Annotated in this window: 19 protein-coding genes; 10 read left to right on the forward strand and 9 right to left on the reverse strand. The window is 68.6% G+C overall.

Annotation, left to right across the window (positions count from 1 at the left end; all coding sequences use genetic code 11):
* Positions 1-7 precede the first annotated feature (7 nt).
* On the forward strand, positions 8-1675 hold the full coding sequence (locus C6A86_RS20800; RefSeq protein ID WP_105366761.1) for an ABC transporter family substrate-binding protein: 1668 nt from the start codon (positions 8-10) through the stop codon (positions 1673-1675).
* On the opposite strand, the gene C6A86_RS20805 is transcribed toward C6A86_RS20800, so the two are convergent.
* Positions 1662-2927 (reverse strand): alpha/beta fold hydrolase, encoded by a 1266-nt coding sequence (locus C6A86_RS20805; RefSeq protein WP_105366812.1) that lies wholly within the window; start codon positions 2925-2927, stop codon positions 1662-1664. The two genes, C6A86_RS20800 and C6A86_RS20805, sit on opposite strands and share 14 nt — an antisense overlap.
* A gap of 100 nt (positions 2928-3027) precedes the next feature.
* Between C6A86_RS20805 and C6A86_RS20810 the strand changes: the two genes are divergently transcribed.
* Positions 3028-4239, forward strand: a complete 1212-nt coding sequence (locus tag C6A86_RS20810; RefSeq protein ID WP_396835367.1) for an acyl-CoA dehydrogenase family protein — start codon at positions 3028-3030, stop codon at positions 4237-4239.
* Positions 4240-4313: 74 nt separating this feature from the next.
* The gene (locus tag C6A86_RS20815; protein WP_233213300.1) at positions 4314-5786 is read left to right on the forward strand and encodes an LLM class flavin-dependent oxidoreductase; all 1473 of its coding nucleotides are present in this window, start codon (positions 4314-4316) and stop codon (positions 5784-5786) included.
* Here C6A86_RS20815 and C6A86_RS20820 read toward each other — a convergent pair.
* Complete coding sequence (locus C6A86_RS20820) at positions 5783-8395, reverse strand: ATP-binding protein (RefSeq protein WP_105366762.1); 2613 nt, start codon at positions 8393-8395, stop codon at positions 5783-5785. The genes C6A86_RS20815 and C6A86_RS20820 overlap by 4 nt on opposite strands.
* Positions 8392-9561 (reverse strand): exonuclease SbcCD subunit D, encoded by a 1170-nt coding sequence (locus C6A86_RS20825; protein ID WP_105366763.1) that lies wholly within the window; start codon positions 9559-9561, stop codon positions 8392-8394. Before C6A86_RS20825 ends, C6A86_RS20820 begins: the two co-directional genes overlap by 4 nt.
* 126 nt (positions 9562-9687) lie before the next feature.
* Between C6A86_RS20825 and C6A86_RS20830 the strand changes: the two genes are divergently transcribed.
* The gene (locus tag C6A86_RS20830) at positions 9688-10179 is read left to right on the forward strand and encodes a histidine phosphatase family protein (RefSeq protein WP_105366764.1); all 492 of its coding nucleotides are present in this window, start codon (positions 9688-9690) and stop codon (positions 10177-10179) included.
* Here C6A86_RS20830 and C6A86_RS20835 read toward each other — a convergent pair whose 3' ends face one another.
* Both C6A86_RS20835 and C6A86_RS20840 read right to left on the reverse strand, forming a co-directional pair.
* Complete coding sequence (locus C6A86_RS20835) at positions 10180-10743, reverse strand: DUF3558 domain-containing protein (protein WP_105366765.1); 564 nt, start codon at positions 10741-10743, stop codon at positions 10180-10182.
* Complete coding sequence (locus C6A86_RS20840) at positions 10743-11270, reverse strand: DUF3558 domain-containing protein (RefSeq protein WP_105366766.1); 528 nt, start codon at positions 11268-11270, stop codon at positions 10743-10745. Before C6A86_RS20840 ends, C6A86_RS20835 begins: the two co-directional genes overlap by 1 nt.
* A 170-nt stretch (positions 11271-11440) precedes the next feature.
* Here C6A86_RS20840 and C6A86_RS20845 point away from each other — a divergent pair, with 170 nt between their 5' ends.
* The 3 genes from C6A86_RS20845 to C6A86_RS20855 all read left to right on the forward strand — a co-directional run bounded on the left by C6A86_RS20845 (position 11441) and on the right by C6A86_RS20855 (position 17341).
* Positions 11441-13162 (forward strand): ABC transporter ATP-binding protein, encoded by a 1722-nt coding sequence (locus tag C6A86_RS20845; protein ID WP_105366767.1) that lies wholly within the window; start codon positions 11441-11443, stop codon positions 13160-13162.
* The gene (locus C6A86_RS20850; RefSeq protein WP_105366768.1) at positions 13159-15075 is read left to right on the forward strand and encodes an ABC transporter ATP-binding protein; all 1917 of its coding nucleotides are present in this window, start codon (positions 13159-13161) and stop codon (positions 15073-15075) included. The genes C6A86_RS20845 and C6A86_RS20850 overlap by 4 nt, the downstream gene beginning before the upstream one ends.
* A 70-nt stretch (positions 15076-15145) precedes the next feature.
* On the forward strand, positions 15146-17341 hold the full coding sequence (locus C6A86_RS20855; RefSeq protein ID WP_105366769.1) for a molybdopterin-dependent oxidoreductase: 2196 nt from the start codon (positions 15146-15148) through the stop codon (positions 17339-17341).
* Between the two features lie 21 nt (positions 17342-17362).
* On the opposite strand, the gene C6A86_RS20860 is transcribed toward C6A86_RS20855, so the two are convergent.
* Positions 17363-17893 carry a hypothetical protein gene (locus C6A86_RS20860; RefSeq protein WP_105366770.1) on the reverse strand — a complete coding sequence of 177 codons (531 nt, stop codon included), beginning with the start codon at positions 17891-17893 and terminating at the stop codon, positions 17363-17365.
* Between the two features lie 74 nt (positions 17894-17967).
* Complete coding sequence (locus C6A86_RS20865) at positions 17968-18171, reverse strand: hypothetical protein (protein ID WP_105366813.1); 204 nt, start codon at positions 18169-18171, stop codon at positions 17968-17970.
* Positions 18172-18239: 68 nt separating this feature from the next.
* On the opposite strand from C6A86_RS20865, the gene C6A86_RS20870 reads away from it, so the two are divergent.
* On the forward strand, positions 18240-19130 hold the full coding sequence (locus C6A86_RS20870; RefSeq protein ID WP_105366771.1) for an AIM24 family protein: 891 nt from the start codon (positions 18240-18242) through the stop codon (positions 19128-19130).
* Positions 19131-19133: 3 nt separating this feature from the next.
* Here C6A86_RS20870 and C6A86_RS20875 read toward each other — a convergent pair whose 3' ends face one another.
* Complete coding sequence (locus C6A86_RS20875; protein WP_105366772.1) at positions 19134-19763, reverse strand: DUF305 domain-containing protein; 630 nt, start codon at positions 19761-19763, stop codon at positions 19134-19136.
* Between the two features lie 65 nt (positions 19764-19828).
* Here C6A86_RS20875 and C6A86_RS20880 point away from each other — a divergent pair, with 65 nt between their 5' ends.
* Together C6A86_RS20880 and C6A86_RS20885 are read left to right on the forward strand one after the other, a co-directional pair.
* Positions 19829-20038 (forward strand): cation transporter, encoded by a 210-nt coding sequence (locus C6A86_RS20880; RefSeq protein WP_105366814.1) that lies wholly within the window; start codon positions 19829-19831, stop codon positions 20036-20038.
* Positions 20035-22281 (forward strand): cation-translocating P-type ATPase, encoded by a 2247-nt coding sequence (locus C6A86_RS20885; RefSeq protein WP_105366773.1) that lies wholly within the window; start codon positions 20035-20037, stop codon positions 22279-22281. The genes C6A86_RS20880 and C6A86_RS20885 overlap by 4 nt, the downstream gene beginning before the upstream one ends.
* Here the strand turns inward: C6A86_RS20885 and C6A86_RS20890 are convergent.
* Positions 22238-23353, reverse strand: a complete 1116-nt coding sequence (locus C6A86_RS20890; protein ID WP_105366774.1) for an adenylate/guanylate cyclase domain-containing protein — start codon at positions 23351-23353, stop codon at positions 22238-22240. The genes C6A86_RS20885 and C6A86_RS20890 overlap by 44 nt on opposite strands.
* Between the last annotated feature and the right edge of the window lie 29 nt (positions 23354-23382).

Genomic DNA, 23382 nt, shown 5'->3' on the forward strand with positions numbered 1-23382 from the left:
GATGCGCATGAGTGCGATTTCACGTCTGCTCGCAGTTGGCGCGGCGGTGACGCTGGCCCTGACCGGTTGTTCGAGCCCGGACACCTCCGTGCCATCAGCGGGAGGCAATGCCGAGATCGGCGCGACCGCCGATATCAACCCCCAAGATCCCGCCACACTGCAGCAGGGCGGAAATCTGCGGCTCGCGCTGACCGGCTTCCCGCCGAACTTCAACTACCTGCACGTCGACGGCAATCTCGGCGAGCTCGGCAGGATGCTGCGGGCGACGCTGCCGCGCGCGTTCGTCATCAAGCCCGACGGCGAGATGACGGTCAACAGTGACTACTTCACCAGCGTCGAACTCACCAGCACCGAACCGCAGATCGTCACGTACACGATCAACCCCAAGGCGGTCTGGTCCGACGGCTCGCCGATCACCTGGGAGGACATGGCCGCCCAGATCAACGCCACCAGCGGCAAGGACAAGCGATTCCTGTTCGCCTCGCCCAACGGCAGCGAGCGGGTGGCCTCGGTGACCAAGGGGGTCGACGACCGGCAGGCCGTCATCACCTTCGAGCGGCACTTCGCGGACTGGCGCGGCATGTTCGCCGGCAACGCCATGCTCGCCCCCAAGGCGGTGACCTCGGACCCGGAGGCGTTCAACAAAGGCTTCCTCAACGGTCCTTCGGTGTCGGCGGGACCGTTCATCATCAGCACCGTCGACCGGGGTGCTCAGCGAATCATCCTGACCCGCAACCCGAAATGGTGGGGAACGCCGCCGTTGCTGGATTCCATCACCTACACCGTGCTCGATGACGCCGCGGTGATCCCGGCGTTGCAGAACAACGCCCTGGACTCGGTCGGGCTGGCCTCGCTGGACGATCTGGAGAACGCCAAGCGCACCGCGGGCGTCACGATCCGGCGGGCGCCGGCGCCCAACTGGTATCACTTCACCATCAACGGCAACGAGGGCGCCATCCTGTCCGATCCCGGGCTGCGCACCGCGGTCATGAAGGGACTCGACCGCCAGGCCATCGCGGCGGTCACCCAGCGCGGGCTCGCCGACAACCCGACGGCGCTGAACAACCACATCTATCTGGCCGGCCAGGAGGGCTACCAGGACAACAGCGTCGCCTTCGACCCCGAGGCGGCCAAGCGCGAACTCGATGCGCTCGGCTGGACGCAGAACGGCCAGTTCCGGGAGAAGGACGGCAGGCAGCTCAAGATCCGCAATGTGTTCTACGACGGTGCGAGCACGCGCGCGGTCGCCCAGATCGCGCAGAACCAGCTGGCCCAGATCGGCATCAACCTGGAGTTGGTCCCCGCCGCCGGCGGCGCACTGTTCCCCGACTACGTCACCATCGGGAACTTCGACGTCGCCCAGTTCGCCTGGGGCGGTGACGCGTTCCCGCTGGCCAGCCTCACCCAGATCTACGCGGCGCAGGGCGAGAGCAACTACGGCAAGATCGGCAGTGCCGAGATCGATGCCAAGATCGAAGAGACGCTCTCCGAGCTGGACCAAGACAAGGCGCGCGGCCTGGCCAACGAACTCGACAAGCTGATCTGGGCGGAGGGCCACAGCCTGCCGCTGTTCCAGGCTCCCGGTAACGTCGCGATCCGCAGCACTCTGGCGAACTACGGACCCACCGGCATCGGGGACATCAACTACTCGGCCATCGGATTCATGAAATCCTGATCCGCGAGACGATCCGCGGCACCGCCGCCGGCAGTGTCGATTCCAGTGCGGCGGCGGCCGAGATCACCGTGATCGCGGCGCGCACAAGCGGGTTGACGGGCAGGTTGTCCAATTCCACTCCGCGGTCGGCCAGCGTGTTGATCGCCCCGATGCGCAGCGCACCGATGACCTCCAGCGCCGCCCGCTCCCGGGTGTCCAGCACGCTGTGACCGGCGGTGGGCAGTGTCACCAGGGTGGCGTCCGGGATGAGATCGGCCACCTGGCGGGCCACCGCCGGCGGCGTGGTGAGATCCCGTCCGCCCGACAACACCGCGGTGGGCCAGTCGAATTCAGGCATCGCGGTCACCAGGTCGAACGGCTCACGTTCGAATTCCTGAGCCGGATCGTGAATTTCCCGCATCACGACCGACGGGTCCAGCGGCAGCCCGTCGGGTTCGCCGGCAAAGTTCAGTTCGCGGAAAGCGATTCGCCCCACCAGATCGTCCTCATGGTGGTACGGCGTCTTGCGCTGGATGATCCGCAACGCCCTGCTCAGCCCCGCCCACAGCAGCGTCCGGCCGTGTAACAGCAGGTCGAGCTGGCGGTCGAGCAGGCGCACGCCCCCGTATTCGTAGACCATGCTGGCGACCTGAGCGGATCCGTCGAGTTTCATCCCCTCGTCGGCCAGCGTGCGGACCTTGAGCGCGAGATCGGGGTTCGCGTCATCGTTGGGAGTGTCGGTGCCCTCCCAGAGCAGGCCGCGGATCGCGGTCCGCATCTCGTCGATATCTCCTGCCGAGAGCACCGGGGAATCCAGCACCATCCCGGCGACGCGACGCGGATGCCGCACGCCGACACCCGCGGCGATATACGAGCCATACGAACTGCCGTAGATGTGCGCGGTCTCGACACCCGCATCGTCGAGCACCGCCGCCACATCGTCGACCACCTGCTTGACGGTGATCGCCTCCGGGGGGAGGTCCGCACCGTCGTCGTCGTGGCGGGACAGACCCACACCGCGGTGCTCGATCATGATCACGTCGAAGCCCGCTGCGGCCGCGTGCCGCCGGAACGCCCGGTACGGCGCCACCGAGGCCAGCCCCGGGCCGCCGGGGATGACGACCACCGGATGGGCCGTCTTGCGGCCGACACGCACGTAGTACAGGTCAAACGCCACGTCACCGGCGCGGGTCACCGGCCGGCGTACCGGGCGCACGCCGGGCAGGGCGGCCAGCTTGTCATGGGCCCTGCGGCGCCTGGCGGACATGGTCATCACCGCCATTGTGCCCCGTTCGCCCGGAACATACACAGCGTGACCTCTCAGGATCGCGGTGATCGCAAGCAGTGCGGCCCGGCGGGTGCCACCACTAGAAATGGTCGGCATGACATCCGTTGCACACAACCAGCGCATCCTGCCAGGGACTTCCGAGTGGAAGGATCTACTGAGCAGCATCGGCTCCGGATCCAGAGACCGAGACCTCAACGACGAGAACCCTTTTGATCAGGTGGCGGCACTCAAGCGGGCGGGCTTCGGCACGCTGAGACTGCCTGTCGAGCTCGGTGGTGCGGGACTTTCCGTGCCGCAGCTGTTTTCGGCGGTGATCGATGTCGCCCAGGCCGACCCGATCGTCGCGCACATCTTCCGTGCCCACTTCTGGTTCGTCGAGGAGCGACTTCGCTCGCAGTCGCGCACATGGCTCGACCTGGTGTCGCAGGGCAAGACCTTCGGCAACGCCTTCAGCGAGAAGGGCTCACAGGCCGTCGGCAGCCTGGTCTTCAACACCCGGCTGCTGCCCGGCCCGAACGGTGGGTTCCGGCTGGACGGCGAGAAGTTCTACAGCACCGGCACGCTGTTCGCCGACTACCTGACCGCCACCGCAACCACCGACCACGACTCCGTGGCCATCGTGGTGGTGCCCACCGACCGGCCCGGCGTGAAAATCGTCGACGACTGGGACGGCTTCGGACAACGCCGTACCGGCACCGGGACCACCACCTTCACCGGAGTCACGGTCTCCGAGGACGAGGTGCTCAGCGACAACCCGTATGACGCCGAGCCGGTCCCGACGGTCCAGTACGCGTCGCTGCAGCTCTACATCCACGCCGTGGTCGCCGGCATCCTGGCCGATGTCGTCGATGACGGCGTCGACCTGCTGCGCTCGCGGGCACGCAGCTTCAGCCACGCGCTGGCCGAGCGTCCCACCGACGATCCGCTGCTGCAGCGTCAGCTCGGCGAGCTGGCGTCGGTGGCCTACATCGCGCGTGCGGCGGTACTGGACGCCGCCGAGGCCATCGGCGCCGCCACCGATTCGGGAACCGACGGTGTGCCGGACGCGGATCTGGCCGCCGAGGCGCAGCTGAAGGTGGCCAAGGTCAAGGTGCACCTGGACGATATCGCGCCGATCGCGGCCACCCGCCTGTTGGAGCTGGGCGGAGCGAGCGCGGCCAGCCGGCAGCGCAACCTGGACCGGCACTGGCGCAACATCCGCACCATCACACTGCACAACCCGGTGGGTCTCAAGGCACGGGTCATCGGGCAGAACCTCCTGCACGGCAGCCCCGTCCCGGCCAACGCCTACTTCTGAGTCCCGATTTGTGGAGCCACAGTCGGAATGAGTACGACTGCGGCTCCACGAATCGCCGAGAAAGGTACCCATTCATGACCAAGCAACTGCACCTCGGCGGCTTCCAGATCGCCTCCCAGGTCACCCACAGCCACGCGGCCTGGCGGCACCCCGGCAGCGATACCGACTTCACCAGGCCGGAGTATTACCACCGCATCGGCCGCATCCTGGAACGCGGCAAGTTCGATTTCGTGTTCTTCGCCGACCTGCTGGCTGCCCCGGCCCAGTACGGTGCCGACATCACCGAGCCGCTGCGCCGCGGCACACAGGCCACCGCGACGCTGGACCCGTCGATAGTGGCCGCCAGCATCGGCGCGGTCACCTCGAAGTTGGGTGTGGCGATCACGAAGTCCGCCAGCTACTTTCACCCCTACGAACTGGCTCGCATCTTTGCCAGCCTGGACCACATCACCCGCGGCCGGGTCGCCTGGAACATCGTCACCTCGCTGACGGCCAGCGAGGCGCAGAACTTCGGACAGGACGATCACCTGGACCACGAGTTCCGCTACGAACGGGCCGACGAGTTCGTGCGCACCGCGCTGGAACTGTGGTCGTCGTGGGATTCCGATGCGCTGGTGGCCGACAAGGCCAGCGGGGTGTTCGCCGATCCGGACAAGATCCGCCGGGTCGACCACGAGGGCACATTCTTCCGCAGCCGCGGTCCGCTGAACGTGCCGCGCTCACCGCAGGGCCGTCCGGTCCTCATCCAGGCCGGGTCCTCGAACACCGGACGGGATTTCGCCGCCCGCTGGGCCGAGGCGATCTTCGAGATCGACCCCACACCGGAGGGCCGCCGCGCCTACTACGACGACATCAAGTCGCGGGCAAGCAATTTCGGTCGCAATCCGGACGGGGTGCTGATCTTTCCGGCGTTCATCCCGTTCATCGGCGAAACCGAGTCGATCGCCAGGGAGAAGCAGGCCTTCCACAACGAGTTGGCCGATCCCATCTCCGGGTTGATCACGCTGAGCGTGCACACCAACCACGACTTCTCGAAGTACGACCTGGACGCACCGGTGCAGGACGTTCAGGTGACCGGCACCCAGGGCCTGTTCGACACCGCGCGCCGCGTCGCAAACCGGGACAACCTGACCCTGCGCGATATCGGCAAGTGGTACGCCCAGGGTGTGCTACTACCCCAGTACGTCGGGACCGCGTCGCAGGTGGCCGATCAGATCGAGGAGTCCTTTTCCTCGGGCGAGGCCGACGGTTTCATGGTGTCGGCGGCCCAAAGCCCGGGCACCTTCAACGATTTCGTCGACTATGTGGTCCCCGAACTGCAGCGGCGCGGGCTGTTCCGCACCGAGTACAGCGGCGACACGCTGCGGGATCACCTCGGGCTGAGCGCGCTGAGCACCGGGGCGAGCGCAGCGACGGGGAACAGCACCGGGGCGAGCGCAGCGACGGGGAACAGCACCGGGGCGAGCGAAGCGACGGGGAACAGCACCGGGGCGAGCGCAGCGACGGGGAACGGCACCGGGACCGGTCATGTCGAGGCCGTGGCTTAGGCGGTCAACTCGATCAGCCGCGCGTCCCCGATGCCCGCATACCGGTCCGGGCTGCAGGTCAGCACGATGACCTGGCCGTCCCCGCCGACCGAATCGAACACGGCGGACATCCGGGTGAGCCGGTCCGGGTCGGTGAAGCCCAGCGCATCGTCGATGACGACGGGCACGGTGTCCTCCTTGGCCACCAGCGAGGCGCACGCCAGCCGCGCCACGATGCCGATCTGCTCCTTCGCGCCGCCCGACAGCGACTCGTAGCCGACGGTCCGGCCACCCAGAGTGCGGCTGCGGATGGTCAGGTCGGTGCCGATGTCGACCTCGAAGTCGGCGCCGAACACGATGCGGCCCAACCGTTCGATCTCCCCGCGGAACGGCTCGACGTAGCGCTGACGCGCCGATTCGCGGTGCCGCAGCATCACCGTGCGCAGTGTCTGTGCAGCGCGGGCGCGGCGCTCGATGCGCAGGTACTCGCCGTGGGCATGCTCACGTTCGGTGTGGGCGTCATCGAGGGTGCCCTTACGTCCCTGTGTCCCATACAGTTTGAGCGTCGCGCTGAGTTCGGTGATCGCGGTGGCGGCGGTGTCGCGCTCACGCAACAGCGCCTGCAGGGAGCGGGTCGCGGCGTCGAGTTCGGCGGCGACCGTCTCGGGCTGGGTGGCGGCCAGTTCGGTGTCCAGTCGGGTGACCTCGGCACCCACCCGGGCGGCCTGCTCGGCGGCCGCCTCGGCCGCCAGGCTGAGCTGATCATCGGTCGCGGCGTGCCGATCGGCGGCCAGCCGCGCGTTGGCCGCCTGGAGCTCGGCCTGCGCGGTGCCGAGCTTCTCCCGCAGCACGCCGGCGGTGACGGCGGCATCGTGGCACGCGGTGACCGCGGCCGCAGCGAGCGCGCGCTGCGCATCGGCGTTCTCCGATGCCGCCCGGTGCGCGGTAAGAGCGGCCGTGAGCGCGGCGCGTGCGGTCTCGGTGTCGCCGGTGATATCCGGTTGTCCGGCCGTCAACTCTGCGTGCCGGGCGCGCAGTTGCTCGGGGGTCTCGTCCCCGGTGAGCGCGGCGATGGTGGCGTGCAACCGGCTCTGCGCGGATCGCAGCTCCCGGCGGCGGGCGTGCCGGTCGCGCGCCTCGTCGACGGTCTGTGCGCCGGCACGGCGCAGCGCCTCGGCGAGAACCTCTTCGGCGGCAACCAGGGTGGCGTGGGTATCGAGTGCATCGGCTCCCGGCACCACCCGGGCCCGCACCAGGCCGGGCAGCTCGATATCGGTCGGCGTGCCGACACTGGCCGACCAGTCCTGCCCCGCAGCGAGATCGACGGACTCGTCGCCGACCCGCAGCCGCACATCGCCCAGCGCCACGAGTTCGATACGGGCCGAGGCGAGTTCGGCCTGATCGGCCGCTCGCTGCACGGACCGCACGGCGGTGTCGATCTCCGCCATCAGCGCATCGGTCATGGTGTTGCCGACCAGCTCGCGGTCCACCTCGGCGAGTTCGCCTGCGGCACGGTCGATCTTGCCCAACTGGACGGTGAGCCGTTCCGCCTCGTCGCGGGCGACGAGCGCGGCCAGGGCGCCGCGCGCATCATCCACCGCGGTGGCGGCGGTGTCCGCGGCCGCACACGCCTGCTCGGCGGTGACCGCCGCGGCCTCCTTGGCCTGTTGGGCCGCGGCATGGGCGCGGGCGGATTCGGCGGCAATGGCGATCAGATCCGCTGCGGACTTCGACCTGTCGTCGATCGCCGCGCGCAGCCGTCGGCGCTCGTTGACCGCCGCGAGCTCCGCGGCCTGGGTCGCGGTCGCGGCATCGGCGAGCACCCGCGCGGTGTCGCGTTCGCGGGTCAGCCGCGCCACCGCCGCGGCGGCCTGCTGCGCCGCGGTCGCGCGAGCCTGAGCCGCCTCCACCTGCGCGGCGGACGCGGCGAGCTGGGTGGTCAGGGTGCCGTGCCGCAGCACGGCCTGTTCGACCTCGGTGACTGCGGCGGCGGCGCGCGCCACCTCCTCGTCGGCGGCGCGCAGCCGCTGGGTGGCCGCGGCCCAGGCCCCGGTCGGGCGCCCGGTCGGGGTGAAGTAGGTCAGGTACTCGACCTCGATCCGGTCCACCAGCAGCGGATCGGCGTCGGCCGCACCATCCCCGGAGGATCCCGCGGCGACGTCCAGCGCCCGCGACAGCGCGTCGCAACCGGACAGGTCCACCGGCGCGGTGGCCGAGGCCTGCAGCACCCGCTGCGCCTCCCACAGCGCGGTGTCCATCGTCTCGGACAGGATCGCCAGCACCCGGTCATGCGCTTCGTCGCCGGTCAGTTGCGCACGCGTGGGCGCCAGGATGGTCAGCTCCGTCTCGGCGCGCTTGTGAAAGCGCTTGCGGTACACGAAGCGGTAGGGACCCGTGGAGATTTCGGCGATGACCTCGGCACCCACATCGGCGTGGGTGGGCTTGACGGCCTTGACCTCTTTTTTGGTGGAGCGATCCTTGATGGTCAGCAGCAGGTCCAGCGCCTCGATCATCGACGACTTGCCGATCTCGTTGGCGCCGCTGATCACCACGACCCCGCGGTCGGGAAATTCGATCTCGCGATGGGCGACCCCGCGATAGTTGGTGAGTACCAGCCGGTGCAGTTTCATGCGACGTTGCCCTCCAGGTGACCGCCGGACAGCCGCAGCAGCAGCGCGAGCGCCGACCGGGCGTCCTCGGCGTCGGTGCCGTCGGCACGCGCGGCGGCGACCAGTTCCTGCACCGCGCCGGCGGCGAATCCACCGATCGACAGATCGTCGAACTCGCCGTCGGCGGGCAGCACCACGATGTCGGAGTGCCGCTCCCACAACCGCAGTGCGGCGAACACCCGCGCGTAGCGATCCAGGCAGGCGTCCAGCTTGGCCTTGTCGGTGACGGTCAGCGATCCGGTGAGCACCAGTTGCACCACGGTGCGGTCCTTGTCGGGCAGTTGATCCAGATTGACGTCGAGCCCGGCGATATCGCGATCGTCGTTCACGTCGTGACGCAAGGTGAGGAAACGCCAGCGCCCGACGCGGCGTGCGGATACCTGCACGGGGTGCACCGGATCGGCCTCGTCGATGTCGACGACCAGCACGTGCCCCGGATCGGTCTCGATGTCGTCATAGTTGGTGACCTCCGGGGAACCGGAGTACCAGACCCGGCCGGTGGCGCCGACCTGGGTGCGGGAGTGCTTGTCCCCCAGCGCCACATAGTGCACGGCGCCGCGCTCGATGGTGGCCTCCAGCCCGGCCAGCCGGATCAGCGACGGTTTGGCCGGATCCGGGTCCAGGACGTCCACCCCACCGTGCGCGACCAGGATGCGTACGGTGCCGTCGACCGGCAGGTCGGCGGTCACCGCGGCCGCCAGGTCGGTGGTCGGCGACTTGGAACGCCAAGGCGCGGCGATGATTTCCAGCCCGGGCCGCACCTCGAACGCGCCGTCACGGTCCAGCACGGTGACATTGCCCGGGCACTCGTCGAGAAACAGCGTGCTGGTGTACACCGACCCGGCGTCGAGTTGATCATGGTTGCCCGGCAGCAGATACACCGGAACACCGATGGCCCGCATGGCCTCCAGGGCCAGGCTCACCTCGCGCGGGGCAAGCTGGTTGTCCTCGAACACGTCACCGGCGACGACGACGAACTCGGCGTCCACCTCGGCGGCCAGCGCACCCAGGCCTGAGACGGCGTCGCGGCGGGCGGCCGCGTAGCGCGACTGTGCCTCGCCGCCACCGGCGCTGAGGAAGTGCCGGGTCATCCCGAGCTGCCAGTCGGCGGTATGGAGAAAGCGCATCTCAGTACTCCTTTCCGGGTCGGTGATCGTCGTTCGTGAAGAAGTCGTCGGGTTGTTCGTGGCGAGTCTAGGTCCGGTATCCGACAAGTCCCGGGACGCGCGTCGGCATGGCCTAGCCTCATCGACATGAGAACGCTTCTGCTGCTGCGTCACGCCAAGTCCGACTACCCGAGCGGCGTAGCCGACCACGGCCGCCCGCTGGCCCCGCGCGGGATCCGGGAGGCCGGGCTCGCCGGTGAGTGGCTGCGCGCCGAGGCGCCGCCGATCGACGCGGTGTTGTGCTCGACGGCGACCCGCACCCGACAGACCCTGGAGCGGACCGGGATCGAGGCGCCGGTCAGCTTCGTCGACCGGATCTACGACGCGACCCCGGGCATCGTCCTCGCCGAGATCAACGGCGTCACCGATGACGTGCAGACGCTGCTGGTGATCGGACACGAGCCGGTGATGTCTGGGCTGGCGCTCGCCCTGGCCGATGACCGCAGCGATGCCGCCGTGGTCGCCGAGATCGAGTCGAAGTACCCGACGTCGGCGCTGGCGCTGCTGCGGGTCCCGACGCCGTGGCGTGAGCTCGAGCTCGGCGGCGCGTTACTGGCCGGGTTCCACGTCCCTCGCTGACTAGGAGTTGGTGGCGAGCGTCAGCTCCATGAGCTTGATGGCCATCGCGCAGGCGTCGATGCCGGGGGCCTGCGGATTGACCCACCAGCCGACGACACCGCTGGCATCGCTGGCCACCCCGCAGGCACCGTTGGCGGCCGGGTTCCTCATCACGATCGACTGCACACCGGCGACCCGGCGATCCTCGATCGGGAAGTTCATCGCCTGCGCGGCCTGGCGCTCGTTCTCCAGGTCACCGAGTTCGAACCAGAACCTGGTGATGTCGATCAGCCCGGCCGGGTTGGCGGCCTGCCAGCGGCACACCGCACCGACGAACGTGCTCTGGATGTCCAGCGGGTCGGCGCCCACGGTCTCGGCCAGGATGTCCTCGGTCAGGACGTCGCATTCCTTGAGCAGGTTGGGGTAGGTCTTCTCGGAGTCGTTGTTGCGCGGCCCGGCTCCCGAACCGGCCTTGATCGCCGCCCCGTCGACCGCGCGGGAGCAGCCCTGCACACCGATCACCATGGTCAGCGCGGCCAGCAGCGCGATCACCACGGTCAGCGGACGTTTCACGGTGCGGCTCATCATTTGGCGTTCACAATCGACTGGCGGGTGAGTTCCTTGGCGACTTCGCAGGCGTCCGGATAGGGCTTCTGGGCGAAGCTGACCGACCATTCGATGAAGTCGTCGTCGAACTGGATACCGATCTCACACAGGCTGGGCCCGAGCACCAGGTCTTCACCGATGGCGATGAAACCGTCGTGACCCTCGATGTTGATGTCCTCCACGCTGGCGCGGGACAATTCCTCGGTCTTGCGTTCGCGCCCGATCGGGCTGCCCCGGAAGTGGGTGAAGGAGAAGTGCGGGCCGACGATGCCGCCCCCGGCCAGCCACTGGCAGCCCACCGAGGTCCGCGCCGTGTTCACCAGTCCGACGACCTCGGTCAGCTGCGAGACGGTCTGGTCGGTGATGCCGCCGCATTCGGGGAAGTCCGGCCCGTGCTGGGCGGCCGCCGACGACTCGGTGCTCGGCGGCACCGACGGCGTGCTCGGGTCCTCGGAGCCGGAACACGCGGCCACCACGGGGAGCACCGCAGCGGCGGCTACCAGCATCTTCGCCGTGCGGGTGAGCCGGCCTCGGGGAATAGAATGGCCGCTTCTGGGGGTCACGACATGCACTGTAGCGGCCGCCCGGCACGGAACCGTTGACATAGCGACTGACCTGCCTTTTCGTGTCCCGGTCCCGCACCGGGTTCGGCAGGTGGATGTGCAACAGTAGCCAGATGTTGCTCGCCCTGCTGCGCCGCTACGTGCAGCCGTATCGCGGGTTGCTCTCCGTGGTCGCGGGCCTGCAGGTGATCAGCACCCTGGCCTCGCTGTACCTGCCGACGGTCAACGCCGCGATCATCGACGAGGGTGTCGCGGTGGGCGACACGACGCGGATCGTCCACCTCGGCCTGGTGATGCTGGGCGTGACGGCACTGCAGGTGGTGTGCGCGGTCGGGGCGGTGTTCTTCGGGTCGCGGGCCAGTATGGGTTTCGGCCGCGATCTGCGGACGGCGATGTTCTCCCATGTGCTCGGCTTCTCGGCCGTGGAGACCGCCCGGTTCGGGACGCCGACATTGCTGACCCGGACCACGAACGACGTTCAGCAGATCCAGTTGCTGGTTCAGATGACGAGCACCATGCTCATCACCGCGCCGATCATGGGGGTGGGCGGTATCGCGATGGCCATCCACCAGGACGCCGGGCTGTCCTGGCTGCTGCTGATCAGCGTGCCGATCCTGGCGCTGGCCAACGGGTGGCTGGTGTCGCGGCTGATGCCGATCTTCCGCACCATGCAACGCGTCATCGACAACATCAACCGGGTGATGCGCGAACAGCTTTCCGGCATCCGGGTGATCCGGGCGTTCGCGCGCGAACCCCTGGAACGGAGCCGGTTCGACGAGGCCAATCGTGCGCTCGCCGACACCGCGCTGAGTGCCGGACGCTGGCAGGCGCTGATGCTGCCGGTGACGACGCTGGTCATCAACATCTCCAGCGTCGCCCTCATCTGGTTCGGCGGGCAGCGCATCGACGCCGGCCAGATGCAGGTGGGTTCACTGATCGCGTTCCTGGCGTACTTCATGCAGATCCTGTACGCGGTGCTGCTGGCCACCTTCCTGGTCGTGCTGCTGCCGCGCGCGTCGGCGTGCGCCGAACGGATCACCGAGGTGCTGTCCACCGCACCGGAGATCACCGCCCCGGACGACCCCGCGCCCGCCCCCGTGACCGGGCGGCTGCGCCTGGCCGGCGCCACCTTCAGCTATCCGGGCGCCGATCGCGCCGTGGTGCAGGACGTTTCGTTCACCGCCGCCCCCGGCACCGTGACGGCGATCGTCGGGAGCACCGGTTCGGGCAAGTCCACCCTGATCTCCCTGATCAGCAGGCTCTATGACGTCACGGCGGGAAGCATCCGTCTCGACGACGTCGACGTGCGCGCCTTCGATCCCGAAGATCTCTGGGCGACAATCGGGTTGGTGCCCCAGCGCGGATACCTGTTCTCCGGCACCGTCGCCGACAACCTGCACTACGGCAAGGCCGCGGCCACCGAGGAGGAAATGTGGGACGCGCTGCGGGCAGCGGCCGCCGATGATTTCGTGCGCGCACACCCGGACGGTCTGCAGATGCGCGTGGCGCAGGGCGGGATCAACTTCTCCGGAGGTCAGCGCCAGCGACTCGCCATCGCCCGTGCGGTGATCCGGCGACCGGCGGTGTACCTGTTCGACGACGCGTTCTCGGCGCTGGACGTGCACACCGACGCCAAGGTGCGCGCCGCGCTTCGCGAGGTGTCCGCGGCGGCGACGGTGATCATCGTCTCGCAGCGGATCTCGACGGTGGCACAGGCCGATCAGGTGATCGTCATCGACGACGGCCGGGTGGTCGGCGCGGGTACCCATGCATCGCTGCTCACCGACTGCCCCACCTACGCGGAATTCGTGGACTCACAGACGGTGCGGGCGTGACCCGCCCGATCCGCGGCGTGGCGGAACCACCCGCGGCACGGTCCCGCGATTTCACGGGTTCGGCGGTCCGGCTGCTGAAACGACTGGCCCCGCAACGCCGTCTGACCGCACTGGTGATCGCGCTCGCCGTGGGCGGTATCGCGATCGGCGTCATCGGCCCGCGCATCCTCGGCCACGCCACCGACTTGTTGTTCAACGGCGTGATCGGGCGCGAGTTACCCGCCGGACTGAGCAAGGATCAGGCCATCGAGGAGGCCAGGGCCCGCGGTGACGGCACGTTCGCCGATCTGCTCTCCGGCATGAACGTGGTGCCCGGTCGGGGCGTCGACTTCACCGCCGTCGCGCACACGCTGTTTCTGGCGCTGAGCCTGTATCTGGTTGCCGCGCTGCTGGTCTGGTGGCAGGCCCGCATCCTCAACGTGGTGGTGCAGCGGACCATGGCCGCGTTGCGCACCGAGATCGAGCACAAGGTGCACCGGTTACCGCTGTCCTACGTCGACGGCCGGCAGCGCGGCGAACTGCTCAGCCGCGTCACCAACGATGTCGACAATGTGCAGTCCTCGCTGGCCATGACGATCAGCCAGCTGCTGACCTCGCTGATCACCGTGGTCGCGGTGCTGGCGATGATGCTGACGATATCGCCGCTGCTGGCCTTGATCACGGTGCTGACGGTGCCGCTGTCGCTGCTGGCGACCCGCACCATCGCCCGTCGCTCACAGAAGCTGTTCGTGGCGCAGTGGACCAACACCGGCCGGCTCAACGCCCACATCGAGGAGACCTACAGCGGATTCACCGTGGTGAAGACCTACGGTCACCGATCCGCGGCGGCCGAACGGTTCACCGAACTCAACGGCGAGGTGTACCGGGCCAGCCTGGGCGCGCAGTTCCTGTCCGGGCTGGTCTCGCCGGCCACCACGTTCATCGGCAACCTCAGCTACGTGGCGGTCGCGGTCGTCGGCGGCATCCAGGTCGCCACCGGCCAGATCACGCTGGGCAGCATCCAGGCGTTCATCCAGTATGTCCGCCAGTTCAACCAGCCGCTGACTCAGGTGGCGTCGATGTACAACTCGCTGCAGTCCGGGATCGCCAGCGCGGAGCGCATTTTCGATCTGCTCGACGCGACCGAGGAATCGGCCGAGCCCGTCGCCGCCGCAGTCGCCGCCGGGGCGGGCCGCGTGGAGTTCGAGCACGTCTCGTTCGGCTACCTGCCCGACACCCCGGTGATCGAGGATCTGTCGCTGATCGCCGAGCCCGGGTCGACGGTGGCGATCGTCGGCCCGACCGGTGCGGGCAAGACCACGCTGGTGAACCTGCTGATGCGCTTCTACGACATCGACGCGGGCCGGATCACGATCGACGGGGTGGATATCGCGTCGCTGCCCCGCCAGGTGCTGCGCGCCCGGATCGGCATGGTGCTGCAGGACACCTGGTTGTTCGGCGGCACCATCTACGACAACATCGCCTACGGTCGCCCCGACGCCACACCCGACGAGGTGCACGAGGCCGCCCGCACCGCGCACGTCGAGCGGTTTGTGCAGACCTTGCCCGACGGGTACGACACCCGGGTCGGTGATGACGGTGGCGCCATCAGCGCGGGCGAGAAACAGCTGATCACGATCGCGCGCGCGGTGCTGGCCCGCCCGGCGCTGCTGATCCTGGACGAGGCGACGAGCTCGGTGGACACCCGCACCGAACTGTTGATCCAGCAGGCGATGGCCGAATTGCGGCGGGACAGAACCAGTTTCATCATCGCGCACCGGTTGTCCACCATCCGCGACGCCGATCAGATCCTGGTGATGGAGGCCGGGCGGATCGTGGAGCGGGGCACCCACGCGGAACTACTGGAACGCCACGGCGAGTACTGGGCCATGACGGTCGGGGCCAGCGCGGCGCAGCGGAGCGACGGGGAATAGCGGAGCTTTGAGCACCCTGCTCAATTCCAATCCCCGGACAGCGCCGGAACCCGTTGGGCAGTATGGAGATATGGCCGGTCCCGAATCCACGACGACCGTGCACACCTTTTGCCGGTACTGCCTGGCGTCGTGCGGTGTGGAGGTCACCGTCGAGGACAACCGGGTCCGCAAGATCGCGGCGGACAAACTGAACCCACACAGCTGGCACGATTTCTGCGCGAAGGGTCGCACCGCGGCAGAGGTGGTCGAGCATCCGCGCCGCATCGTGGCACCGATGCGGCGGGTCGGCGACCGCTACGTCGAGGCCTCGTGGGACGAGGCATTGCGCGATATCGCCGACCGGATGAACCGTGTGATCGACGCCGACGGACCGGACGCGGTGGGCGCCTACTACGGCAACCCGGCCGGCTACTCGTCGTCGAACCTGGTGTTCATGAACGGCTGGCTGGACGCGGTCGGCACCCGCAACCGCTATGCCGTCGGGTCGGTGGACCAGAACGCCGTGCACGTGGTCGCGCAGGCGATGTACGGATCGCCACTGATGGTGCCGGTCTCCGATATCGACAACTGCGACTTCTTCCTGCTGGTCGGCGCGAACCCGGCTGTCAGCGCCTGGAATTGGCTGGAATCCGCGCCCGGCGGGTGGCGCCGCGCACTGGACCGTCAGCGGCGCGGCGCGCGGATCGTGGTGGTCGACCCGGTGCGTACCGAGTCCGCCGACAAGGCCGATGCCCATCTGGCCGTGCATCCGGGCCAGGACTGGGCACTGCTACTGGCGATGGTCAAGGTCATCCTGGACGCTCGCCTGGAACATGCCGGTGACTGCGCCGACCTGGCCACCGGCCTGCCGGAGATCCGTGCGCTGGTGGCCGCGTGCGATGTCGCCGATCTGGCCGGCCGCTGCGATATCCCTCGCGATGAGATCGAGCAGTTGGCAAGGGATTTCGCCACCGCACCCGGCGCGATGGCGATCACCCGGACGGGGGTCTCCCTACAGGAGACCGGGACCGTCGCCGAGTGGTTGGGTCATGTGCTCAACGTCATCACCGGACGGATGGATCGGCCCGGGGGCCGCCGGTTCGAACCCGGTTATGTCGACACGCTGCGACTGGCCGGTCTGGCCGAGACCGCACCGCACCGCAGCCGGGTCGCCGGGCGTGAGATGGTCGCCGGCGCGCACGCGCTGGCCGAACTGCCCGATGAAATCCTGACGGCCGGGCCCGGCCAGCTCCGCGCGCTGGTGATCAACTCCGGGAACCCGGTGATATCCGGCCCCGACGGTGCCCGACTCGACGACGCCCTGCAACGGCTGGATCTTTTGGTGGCCATCGATTTCGTGCAACGCGAGAGCCATCGGCATGCGCATTGGCTGCTGCCCGCGGTGCACTGGCTGGAGCGCGAGGACCTACTGGCGTTCACCAGCAGCATGCATGACGAGCCGTTCGTCCAGTTCGGCGCGCGGGCCGTCGTCCCGCCGCCGCAGGCGCGCGAGGAGTGGCGGATCTTCGTCGACCTGGCGTTGGCCATGAAGCGGCCGCTGTTCGGTGCCCGCGGCCTCAACGCTTTCATCCGGTCCAGCCGGCGCGCCGCGGCCGTCACCGGCCGTCCCGGCCTGGCGTTCGGTCCGCAGTGGATCAACCGGTTGATGATCGCGACATCGCGAAAGGTCAACGGCCGCAAGCTGAAATGGCGCGACCTGCGCGACAACCCGCACGGCCTGGTGCTGGGGCCTCGCGAGTTCGGGCATTTCCGGGCCGCGCTGCGCACCCCGGACAACAAGGTTCACGTCGCGCCGGCGGAGTTCGTCGCGCGCACCCGTGACCTGCTGGCGGACGCCGCCCCGCAGACCTGCCCGGAATTCCCCTTCCTGCTGGGCAATCGGCGTAACCGTCATGGGATGAACTCGTGGCTCAACGAACTTCCCGGCCTGCACCCGTCGGGAAAACGCAATGTCGTGTTCGTCCATCCCGACGACGCGGCCGCACTCGACATCGGCGATGGCGACACCGTGCGGGTGACATCGGCGGTCGGCTCGGTGGACATCATCGCGGCACTGTCCGACCGGCCCCGCCGCGGCCTGGTGATGATGGAACACGGTTGGGGTTCCCGCGTTTTCGACCCGCGCTCGGGCGCACCACCGCAGACCTACGGCGTCAATCGCAATCTGCTGGTCGACGGCGCGGCGCTGGATCCGTTGTCGCAGACCTCGGCGCTGGGCGGTGCCCGCGTCAACCTCGAGCGAGTTCGGCGTGATCGGCTGCGGTGAGCGCAGCCGATCACGCCGAAATCACTGCAGGTTCGGCCCCTCGGCGCGGACGTCGTCGACCGCGGTCATGGCCTCGCGCAGTTTTGCGAGCCACTCCTCGGTGTGCTCGCCGACCAATTTCACCGACCACGCCAGGGCATCCGAGCGGGACCGGGCCACCCCGGCATCGACCAGGGTGTCGAGCACCTGCCGCTCCGGTTGTTTGAGCCTGGTCATCACCGGGACGGCGATATGGGTGAACAACGTGCGTTCCTCCCCGACCTGTACGCCCCACGAGACCTTGCGGCCGAACCTGTCCTGCGCCTCGTCGGCGATGCGCATGCGCTCGCCGCGGGTGTCCTCCCGGAACTTGGCGACCCGTCCGGATGCGCGGGCCGTGCTTTCGTCGCTGTCGGCTTCGGGTAGCTGCCCGATCACCGTGATTTCTTCGCGATCGACCACGACGGTCGGATCACCGGCGAACCAGCCGTCGGGCAGGCGCCCGGCGAACCAGTCAGCGGCATCGGTGACGGCGTCGGTGGAGCCGCGCCGCCCATGCTGATGATGTCTCATGATTACACGATTACACCGTTACACCTACGAGGGGCGCAGTGTTCTCACACGGCGAACGCCCTGTCGAGCGCCGACTACCGCTTTTTGAGCAGGGCCGCGCCGCCGCCCAGCACCAGCGCCACCAACAACAGCCCCGCCCAGCCGGCACCGGCCAGCCACCAGACCGCGGCCACCGCGATGATCGCCGGCGAGGCCAGGAACAGCACCATCCCCGGATGCTCTTTGACCACTGCCAGCGCGCTCTTGGCCCGCACCCGGTCGATCTCGTCACCTGCCATATCTCCCACAATGCCAGCCTAAAGTGATCCTGTACGCGTCGAATCGGTGACAAATTGAGGAGTGCACGGTGAGTGGTCAATGGTTGCGCGACCCCGAGGGCCGCTTCGAGTACCGCTGGTATGACGGCCAGAACTGGACGGACCAGGTGTCCCACCAGGGGCAGGTGCACACCGCGCCGCTGGGCGCGCCGCCCGCGCAGGCCGCCCAGCAGCACGAACACCAGGGCGCCCCGCAGGCCGCCCAGCACCATGAACCTCAGGCCCCGCAGCCCCAGCACCAGGGCGACGGCTTCGCCGGGATCAGCGGCGACCTGATCGACGGGCGGTTCAGTGAGAAGGAATCCACGGCGATCGCCCTGCAGAACGAGCGGCTGCTCCGGGTCCGACTCGGCGAGCCGTTCATGGCGCGCCAGGGCTCGATGGTCGCCTATCAAGGCAATGTGGATTTCGCCTTCGAGGGCGGCGGCGCAGGCAAATTCCTGAAAAAGGCGCTGACCGGCGAGGGCCTGCCGCTGATGCGCTGCCAGGGCCAGGGCGATGTCTTCCTCGCCGAACAGGCCAATTACGTGCACCTGCTGCAGCTGACCAACTCGGGTCTGTCCATCAGCGGCAAGAACGTGCTGGCCTTCTCGGCGAGCCTGGACTGGAACATCGAGCGGGTCAAGGGCGGCAGCATCGCCACCGGCGGACTGTTCAACACCACGCTGCGCGGCAGCGGCTGGGTCGCCCTGACCACCGACGGACCGCCGGTGGTGCTCAATGCCGCGGAGGCGCCGACGTTCGCCGACACCAATGCGGTGGTGGCGTGGTCGGCGAACCTGCAGACCCAGCTCAAGACCAGCTTCAAGGCGGGCGCGCTGATCGGTCGCGGGTCCGGCGAGGCGGTGCAGGTCGCCTTCCACGGTCAGGGGTTCGTGATCGTGCAGCCCTCGGAGGGCATCACCTACCCCGTGCAGTAGCGCCTAGAGCGAGTCGAGAATCGACTTCATCTCGTCGATCTCGTGCTGCTGGCTGTCGATGATGGCGCGCGCCATGGTCTTGGCCGGCTCGAACCGACCGCCGTCGATCACGCCCTGCGCCATGGTGATCGCGCCCTCGTGGTGACCGATCATCTGGTCCAGGAACAGTCTGGTGGCTTCGGGGCCGGGCGCTGCCTTCAACTTCTCGATATCGGCGGGCGCCACCATCCCTTCCATCGCGCCGTGATCCATCGCCGGCATCGGCGGATTACCCCAACTGGCCAGCCAGCCCTGCATCTGCTCGATCTCGGGAGCCTGCGCGGCCTTGATCTCCTTGGCGAGTTCGATCACGCGTGCGTCGACGTCATCCTTGGCCAGCAGGATGTCGGTCATCTCCACCGCCTGGCTGTGGTGCGGGATCATGTGCTGGGCGAACATGACGTCCTCGCCGTTGTGCGCCGACGAGCCCTCGGCAGCCGGCCCAGGGTCGGCGCCGCTGCCACTGTGGCTGGTCCCGTGGTCATGCTCGGTGTGACCGTCCCCGCTGGTCTGCGCCGGCTGATCGGTACAGCCGGCCAGCAGCAGCGCGGAGACCGCGGCCGCCGCGATCGCCTTCGCCGGTGTGCGCATCATGATGTGTTCCTCCTCGCAGAACGAACCTGTTTACCCATACCCCCTACCGGTATATCATGATGGGCATGAGCATCGTTCTTGAGGTCCAAGGTATGAGTTGTGGCCACTGCGTGTCGGCGATCACCGCCGCGGTCACCCCGTTGGCCGGTGTGACGTCGGTCGATGTCGACCTGGCCGGCGGCACGGTCACCGTGGACGGCACCGCCGATGTCGGTGCCGTCACCGCCGCGATCGAGGACAGCGGCTACGACGTGAGTCCCGCCCTCTCAGCATGAGCACCCTGACGCTCGACGTCGGCGGCATGACCTGCGCGTCCTGCGCGGCGCGAATCGAGAAGCGACTCAACCGCATCGACGGTGTGCAGGCCAGCGTGAACTTCGCCACCGAGCAGGCCCGGGTGGATTTCCCCGACAGCGTCTCACCGGAGGAACTGGTGGCCGCGGTCGAAGCGACCGGTTACACCGCGGCGCTGCCGCCCGAGAATGACACCGCGCCCGCCGAATCCGAGGAGCGCGACGAGTCGGCGCCCTGGCGTCAACGGCTGCTGATCTCGGCGGCACTGGCCCTTCCGGTCGTCGTCCTGTCGATGGTCCCGGTGCTGCAGTTCAGCAACTGGCAGTGGCTGGCATTCACGCTGGCCTCACCGGTGGTGGTGTGGGGGGCCTGGCCGTTCCACACGGCCGCCTGGACGAACCTGCGCCACGGCGCGGCCACGATGGACACCCTCATCTCGGTGGGTGTGATCGCCGCCTACGCATGGTCGGTGTGGGCGTTGTTCTTCACCCACGCCGGCATGCCCGGGATGAAGATGCCGTTCGAGCTGATCTCCACCAGTTCCGAGCCGCACCTCTACCTGGAGGTCGCCGCGGCGGTGACGACCTTCCTGCTCGCCGGGCGCTACTTCGAGGCCCGTGCCAAACGTCAGTCCGGTGCCGCCCTGCGGGCACTGCTGCACATGGGCGCCAAGGACGTCGCGGTACTGCGCGGCGGCGGTGAAATCCGCATTCCGATCAGCCAACTCGCGGTCGGTGACGTCTTCGTGGTGCGCCCCGGCGAGAAGATCGCCACCGACGGAGTCATCACCGCGGGCACCTCCGCCGTCGACGCGTCGATGCTCACCGGGGAACCGGTGCCCGTCGAGGTATCCGACGGCGACAACGTCGTCGGCGCGACCGTGAACGTGGGCGGACGCCTCGAGGTCCGCGCGACCCACATCGGATCCGACACCCAGCTCGCCCAGATGGCCCGCCTGGTCTCCGAGGCCCAGAGCGGCAAAGCAGAGGTGCAGCGCCTCGCCGACCGTGTCTCGGCGATCTTCGTGCCGATCGTCATGGCGCTGTCGCTGCTGACCCTGGTGGGCTGGTTGATCTTCGGTGACGGATCGGTCGCTGCGGCGTTCACCGCCGCCGTCGCCGTCCTGATCATCGCGTGCCCCTGCGCACTGGGCCTGGCCACGCCGACCGCGCTGCTGGTCGGCACCGGGCGCGGCGCGCAGCTGGGCATCCTGATCAAGGGACCCCAGGTACTCGAGTCGACCCGGCGGGTCGACACCGTGGTGCTCGACAAGACCGGGACCGTCACGACCGGACGCATGTCGGTGGTGGCCGTGCACGTCGCCGACGGCGAACAGCCCGAAGACGTCCTGAGATTGGTCGGCGCACTGGAGAACGGCTCCGAGCATCCGATCGCCCGCGCCATCGCGGGCCACGCCGCTGAACGCGGGCCGCTGCCGGTCGTCACCGATTTCGAGAATCACGGTGGCCTCGGCGTGACCGGCGTGGTGGACGCCGTGGCGACCGCCGCCGGCCGGCTGAGCTGGCTGCGCGACGAATGGTCACTGACGCCCGCGGAGATGCTGACCCGCGCCGCCGATGCGGCCGCCGAGCAGGGCCACACGCCGATCTGGTTCGCCGCCGACGGAAAGATCCGGGCCGTGGTGGTCGTCGCGGACACCATCAAGGACACTGCCGCCGAGGCTGTTTCGGGGTTCCGGGCGCTCGGGCTCACACCTGTGTTGCTGACCGGCGACAACCGCCGGGCCGCCGAATCGGTGGCGGCAAAACTGGGCATCGAGCGCGTGGTCGCCGAGGTGCTGCCCGCGGGCAAGGTCGACGAGATCAAACGTCTACAGGCCGATGGCCGGGTGGTCGCGATGGTCGGCGACGGTGTCAACGACGCTGCGGCACTGGCACAGTCCGATCTGGGGCTGGCCATGGGGACCGGCACCGATGTCGCCATCGAGGCATCGGATCTGACGTTGGTGCGAGGGGATCTGCGCGCCGCCGTCGACGCGATCCGGTTGTCACGGGCAACGCTGCGCACCATCAAGGGCAATCTGTTCTGGGCGTTCGCCTACAACATCGCCGCGCTGCCGTTGGCGGCCGCGGGGCTGCTCAATCCGCTGATCGCCGGCGCCGCAATGGCCTTCAGTTCGGTATTCGTGGTGACGAACAGCCTGCGGCTGCGGCGGTTCTCTACTTCGGCGCGCGCGCCCGGAACAGCTTCACGTCGTCCTTGATGTTCTTCAGCCGCTTGGCGCCGGCGAACGACCACTCCACACCGGCGTCATCGCCCACCGCGTCGCGCACCGCCTCGGTGACCAGCAGCGCTCCCGGGCGGGCCGCGCCGGTGACCCTGCTGGCCAGATTGACCGGGCTGCCGAACCAGTCGCCGCCACGGCTGACCGCCATCCCCGACGCCAGACCCACCCGCAGCCTGGGGAACTCGTCGTCGACGGTGGCGGCATCCAGCAGGGCCAGCATCGCGGTCAGCAGCGGCACCGGGTCGGGGCTGACCAGCATGACCGCGTCGCCGATCGATTTGATGAACCGCACCGGCGGAGCAACCACCTCGTGGGTGAACTCCACCAGACGATTCGCCAGTCCCTCGAGTTCCTCGGGCGGGACCGCCTCCCCCAATCGGGTGAAACCCACCAGGTCCGCGAACGCCACCGCCACCGGGCGGGCACCGGGCAACGGCAGACCCTCGGCCCGCTCCCCCGCCGTCACCGCCTCGGTTTCCATCGTGCGCCGCAATTCCAGGCGCAGCATGTCCTGGATCATCGGCCCCAGCAGTGGACCCACGTGCCGCAGCAGCGCTTCGGAGGCAGCCGCCACCTCCAGTTCGGTGACCCCGGGCGCCATCACCGCCGACATGGAGGTGAACCGCATTGCCTCCGCGGTCTTGGACAAGCCGTCGGCCAGGGCACGCACCACCATCACCATATTGTCCACGTCAATACCTGCGTCGACGAAATGCTTTGCATACCTGGCGATCTCACCGTCAACCCGCAGATGCGCCGGCTCGTCGGGATCGTCCACCGTGGGCAGCCCGAGCACCCGCTGGACACGCCGCAACAACTCGAGATCGATCCCCGTGCTCTCGCAGATCTCCCGCGCCGACACGTAGTCACCGTCGTCGCCGAGCATGCGGCGCGACGCCAGCATCACCGGCGCATAGGATTCCCGGATCTGATCGACGGTCACACCGTGGTCGAGAAGCCACGGTATGAGTTCGGCACGCTCGGCCCTGGCCTGGCCCTCCAACCCGTCGAGCAACCCGGATGACTCAAGATCGAAGTCCGCACCCACGTGGCCAACCTATACCGGCGGCGGGCATC

The organism is Mycobacterium sp. ITM-2016-00316, assembly GCF_002968335.2.
Classification (GTDB): domain Bacteria; phylum Actinomycetota; class Actinomycetes; order Mycobacteriales; family Mycobacteriaceae; genus Mycobacterium.

What these genes read in the sequence shown, in the direction of transcription:
- C6A86_RS20800 (WP_105366761.1), top strand. Translation starts at nt 8, where the DNA reads ATGAGTGCGATTTCACGTCTGCTCGCAGTTGGCGCGGCGGTGACGCTG.
- C6A86_RS20805 (WP_105366812.1), bottom strand. Translation starts at nt 2,927, where the DNA reads ATGACCATGTCCGCCAGGCGCCGCAGGGCCCATGACAAGCTGGCCGCC.
- C6A86_RS20810 (WP_396835367.1), top strand. Translation starts at nt 3,028, where the DNA reads ATGGTCGGCATGACATCCGTTGCACACAACCAGCGCATCCTGCCAGGG.
- C6A86_RS20815 (WP_233213300.1), top strand. Translation starts at nt 4,314, where the DNA reads ATGACCAAGCAACTGCACCTCGGCGGCTTCCAGATCGCCTCCCAGGTC.
- C6A86_RS20820 (WP_105366762.1), bottom strand. Translation starts at nt 8,395, where the DNA reads ATGAAACTGCACCGGCTGGTACTCACCAACTATCGCGGGGTCGCCCAT.
- C6A86_RS20825 (WP_105366763.1), bottom strand. Translation starts at nt 9,561, where the DNA reads ATGCGCTTTCTCCATACCGCCGACTGGCAGCTCGGGATGACCCGGCAC.
- C6A86_RS20830 (WP_105366764.1), top strand. Translation starts at nt 9,688, where the DNA reads ATGAGAACGCTTCTGCTGCTGCGTCACGCCAAGTCCGACTACCCGAGC.
- C6A86_RS20835 (WP_105366765.1), bottom strand. Translation starts at nt 10,743, where the DNA reads ATGAGCCGCACCGTGAAACGTCCGCTGACCGTGGTGATCGCGCTGCTG.
- C6A86_RS20840 (WP_105366766.1), bottom strand. Translation starts at nt 11,270, where the DNA reads ATGCTGGTAGCCGCCGCTGCGGTGCTCCCCGTGGTGGCCGCGTGTTCC.
- C6A86_RS20845 (WP_105366767.1), top strand. Translation starts at nt 11,441, where the DNA reads ATGTTGCTCGCCCTGCTGCGCCGCTACGTGCAGCCGTATCGCGGGTTG.
- C6A86_RS20855 (WP_105366769.1), top strand. Translation starts at nt 15,146, where the DNA reads ATGGCCGGTCCCGAATCCACGACGACCGTGCACACCTTTTGCCGGTAC.
- C6A86_RS20860 (WP_105366770.1), bottom strand. Translation starts at nt 17,893, where the DNA reads ATGAGACATCATCAGCATGGGCGGCGCGGCTCCACCGACGCCGTCACC.
- C6A86_RS20865 (WP_105366813.1), bottom strand. Translation starts at nt 18,171, where the DNA reads ATGGCAGGTGACGAGATCGACCGGGTGCGGGCCAAGAGCGCGCTGGCA.
- C6A86_RS20875 (WP_105366772.1), bottom strand. Translation starts at nt 19,763, where the DNA reads ATGATGCGCACACCGGCGAAGGCGATCGCGGCGGCCGCGGTCTCCGCG.
- C6A86_RS20880 (WP_105366814.1), top strand. Translation starts at nt 19,829, where the DNA reads ATGAGCATCGTTCTTGAGGTCCAAGGTATGAGTTGTGGCCACTGCGTG.
- C6A86_RS20885 (WP_105366773.1), top strand. Translation starts at nt 20,035, where the DNA reads ATGAGCACCCTGACGCTCGACGTCGGCGGCATGACCTGCGCGTCCTGC.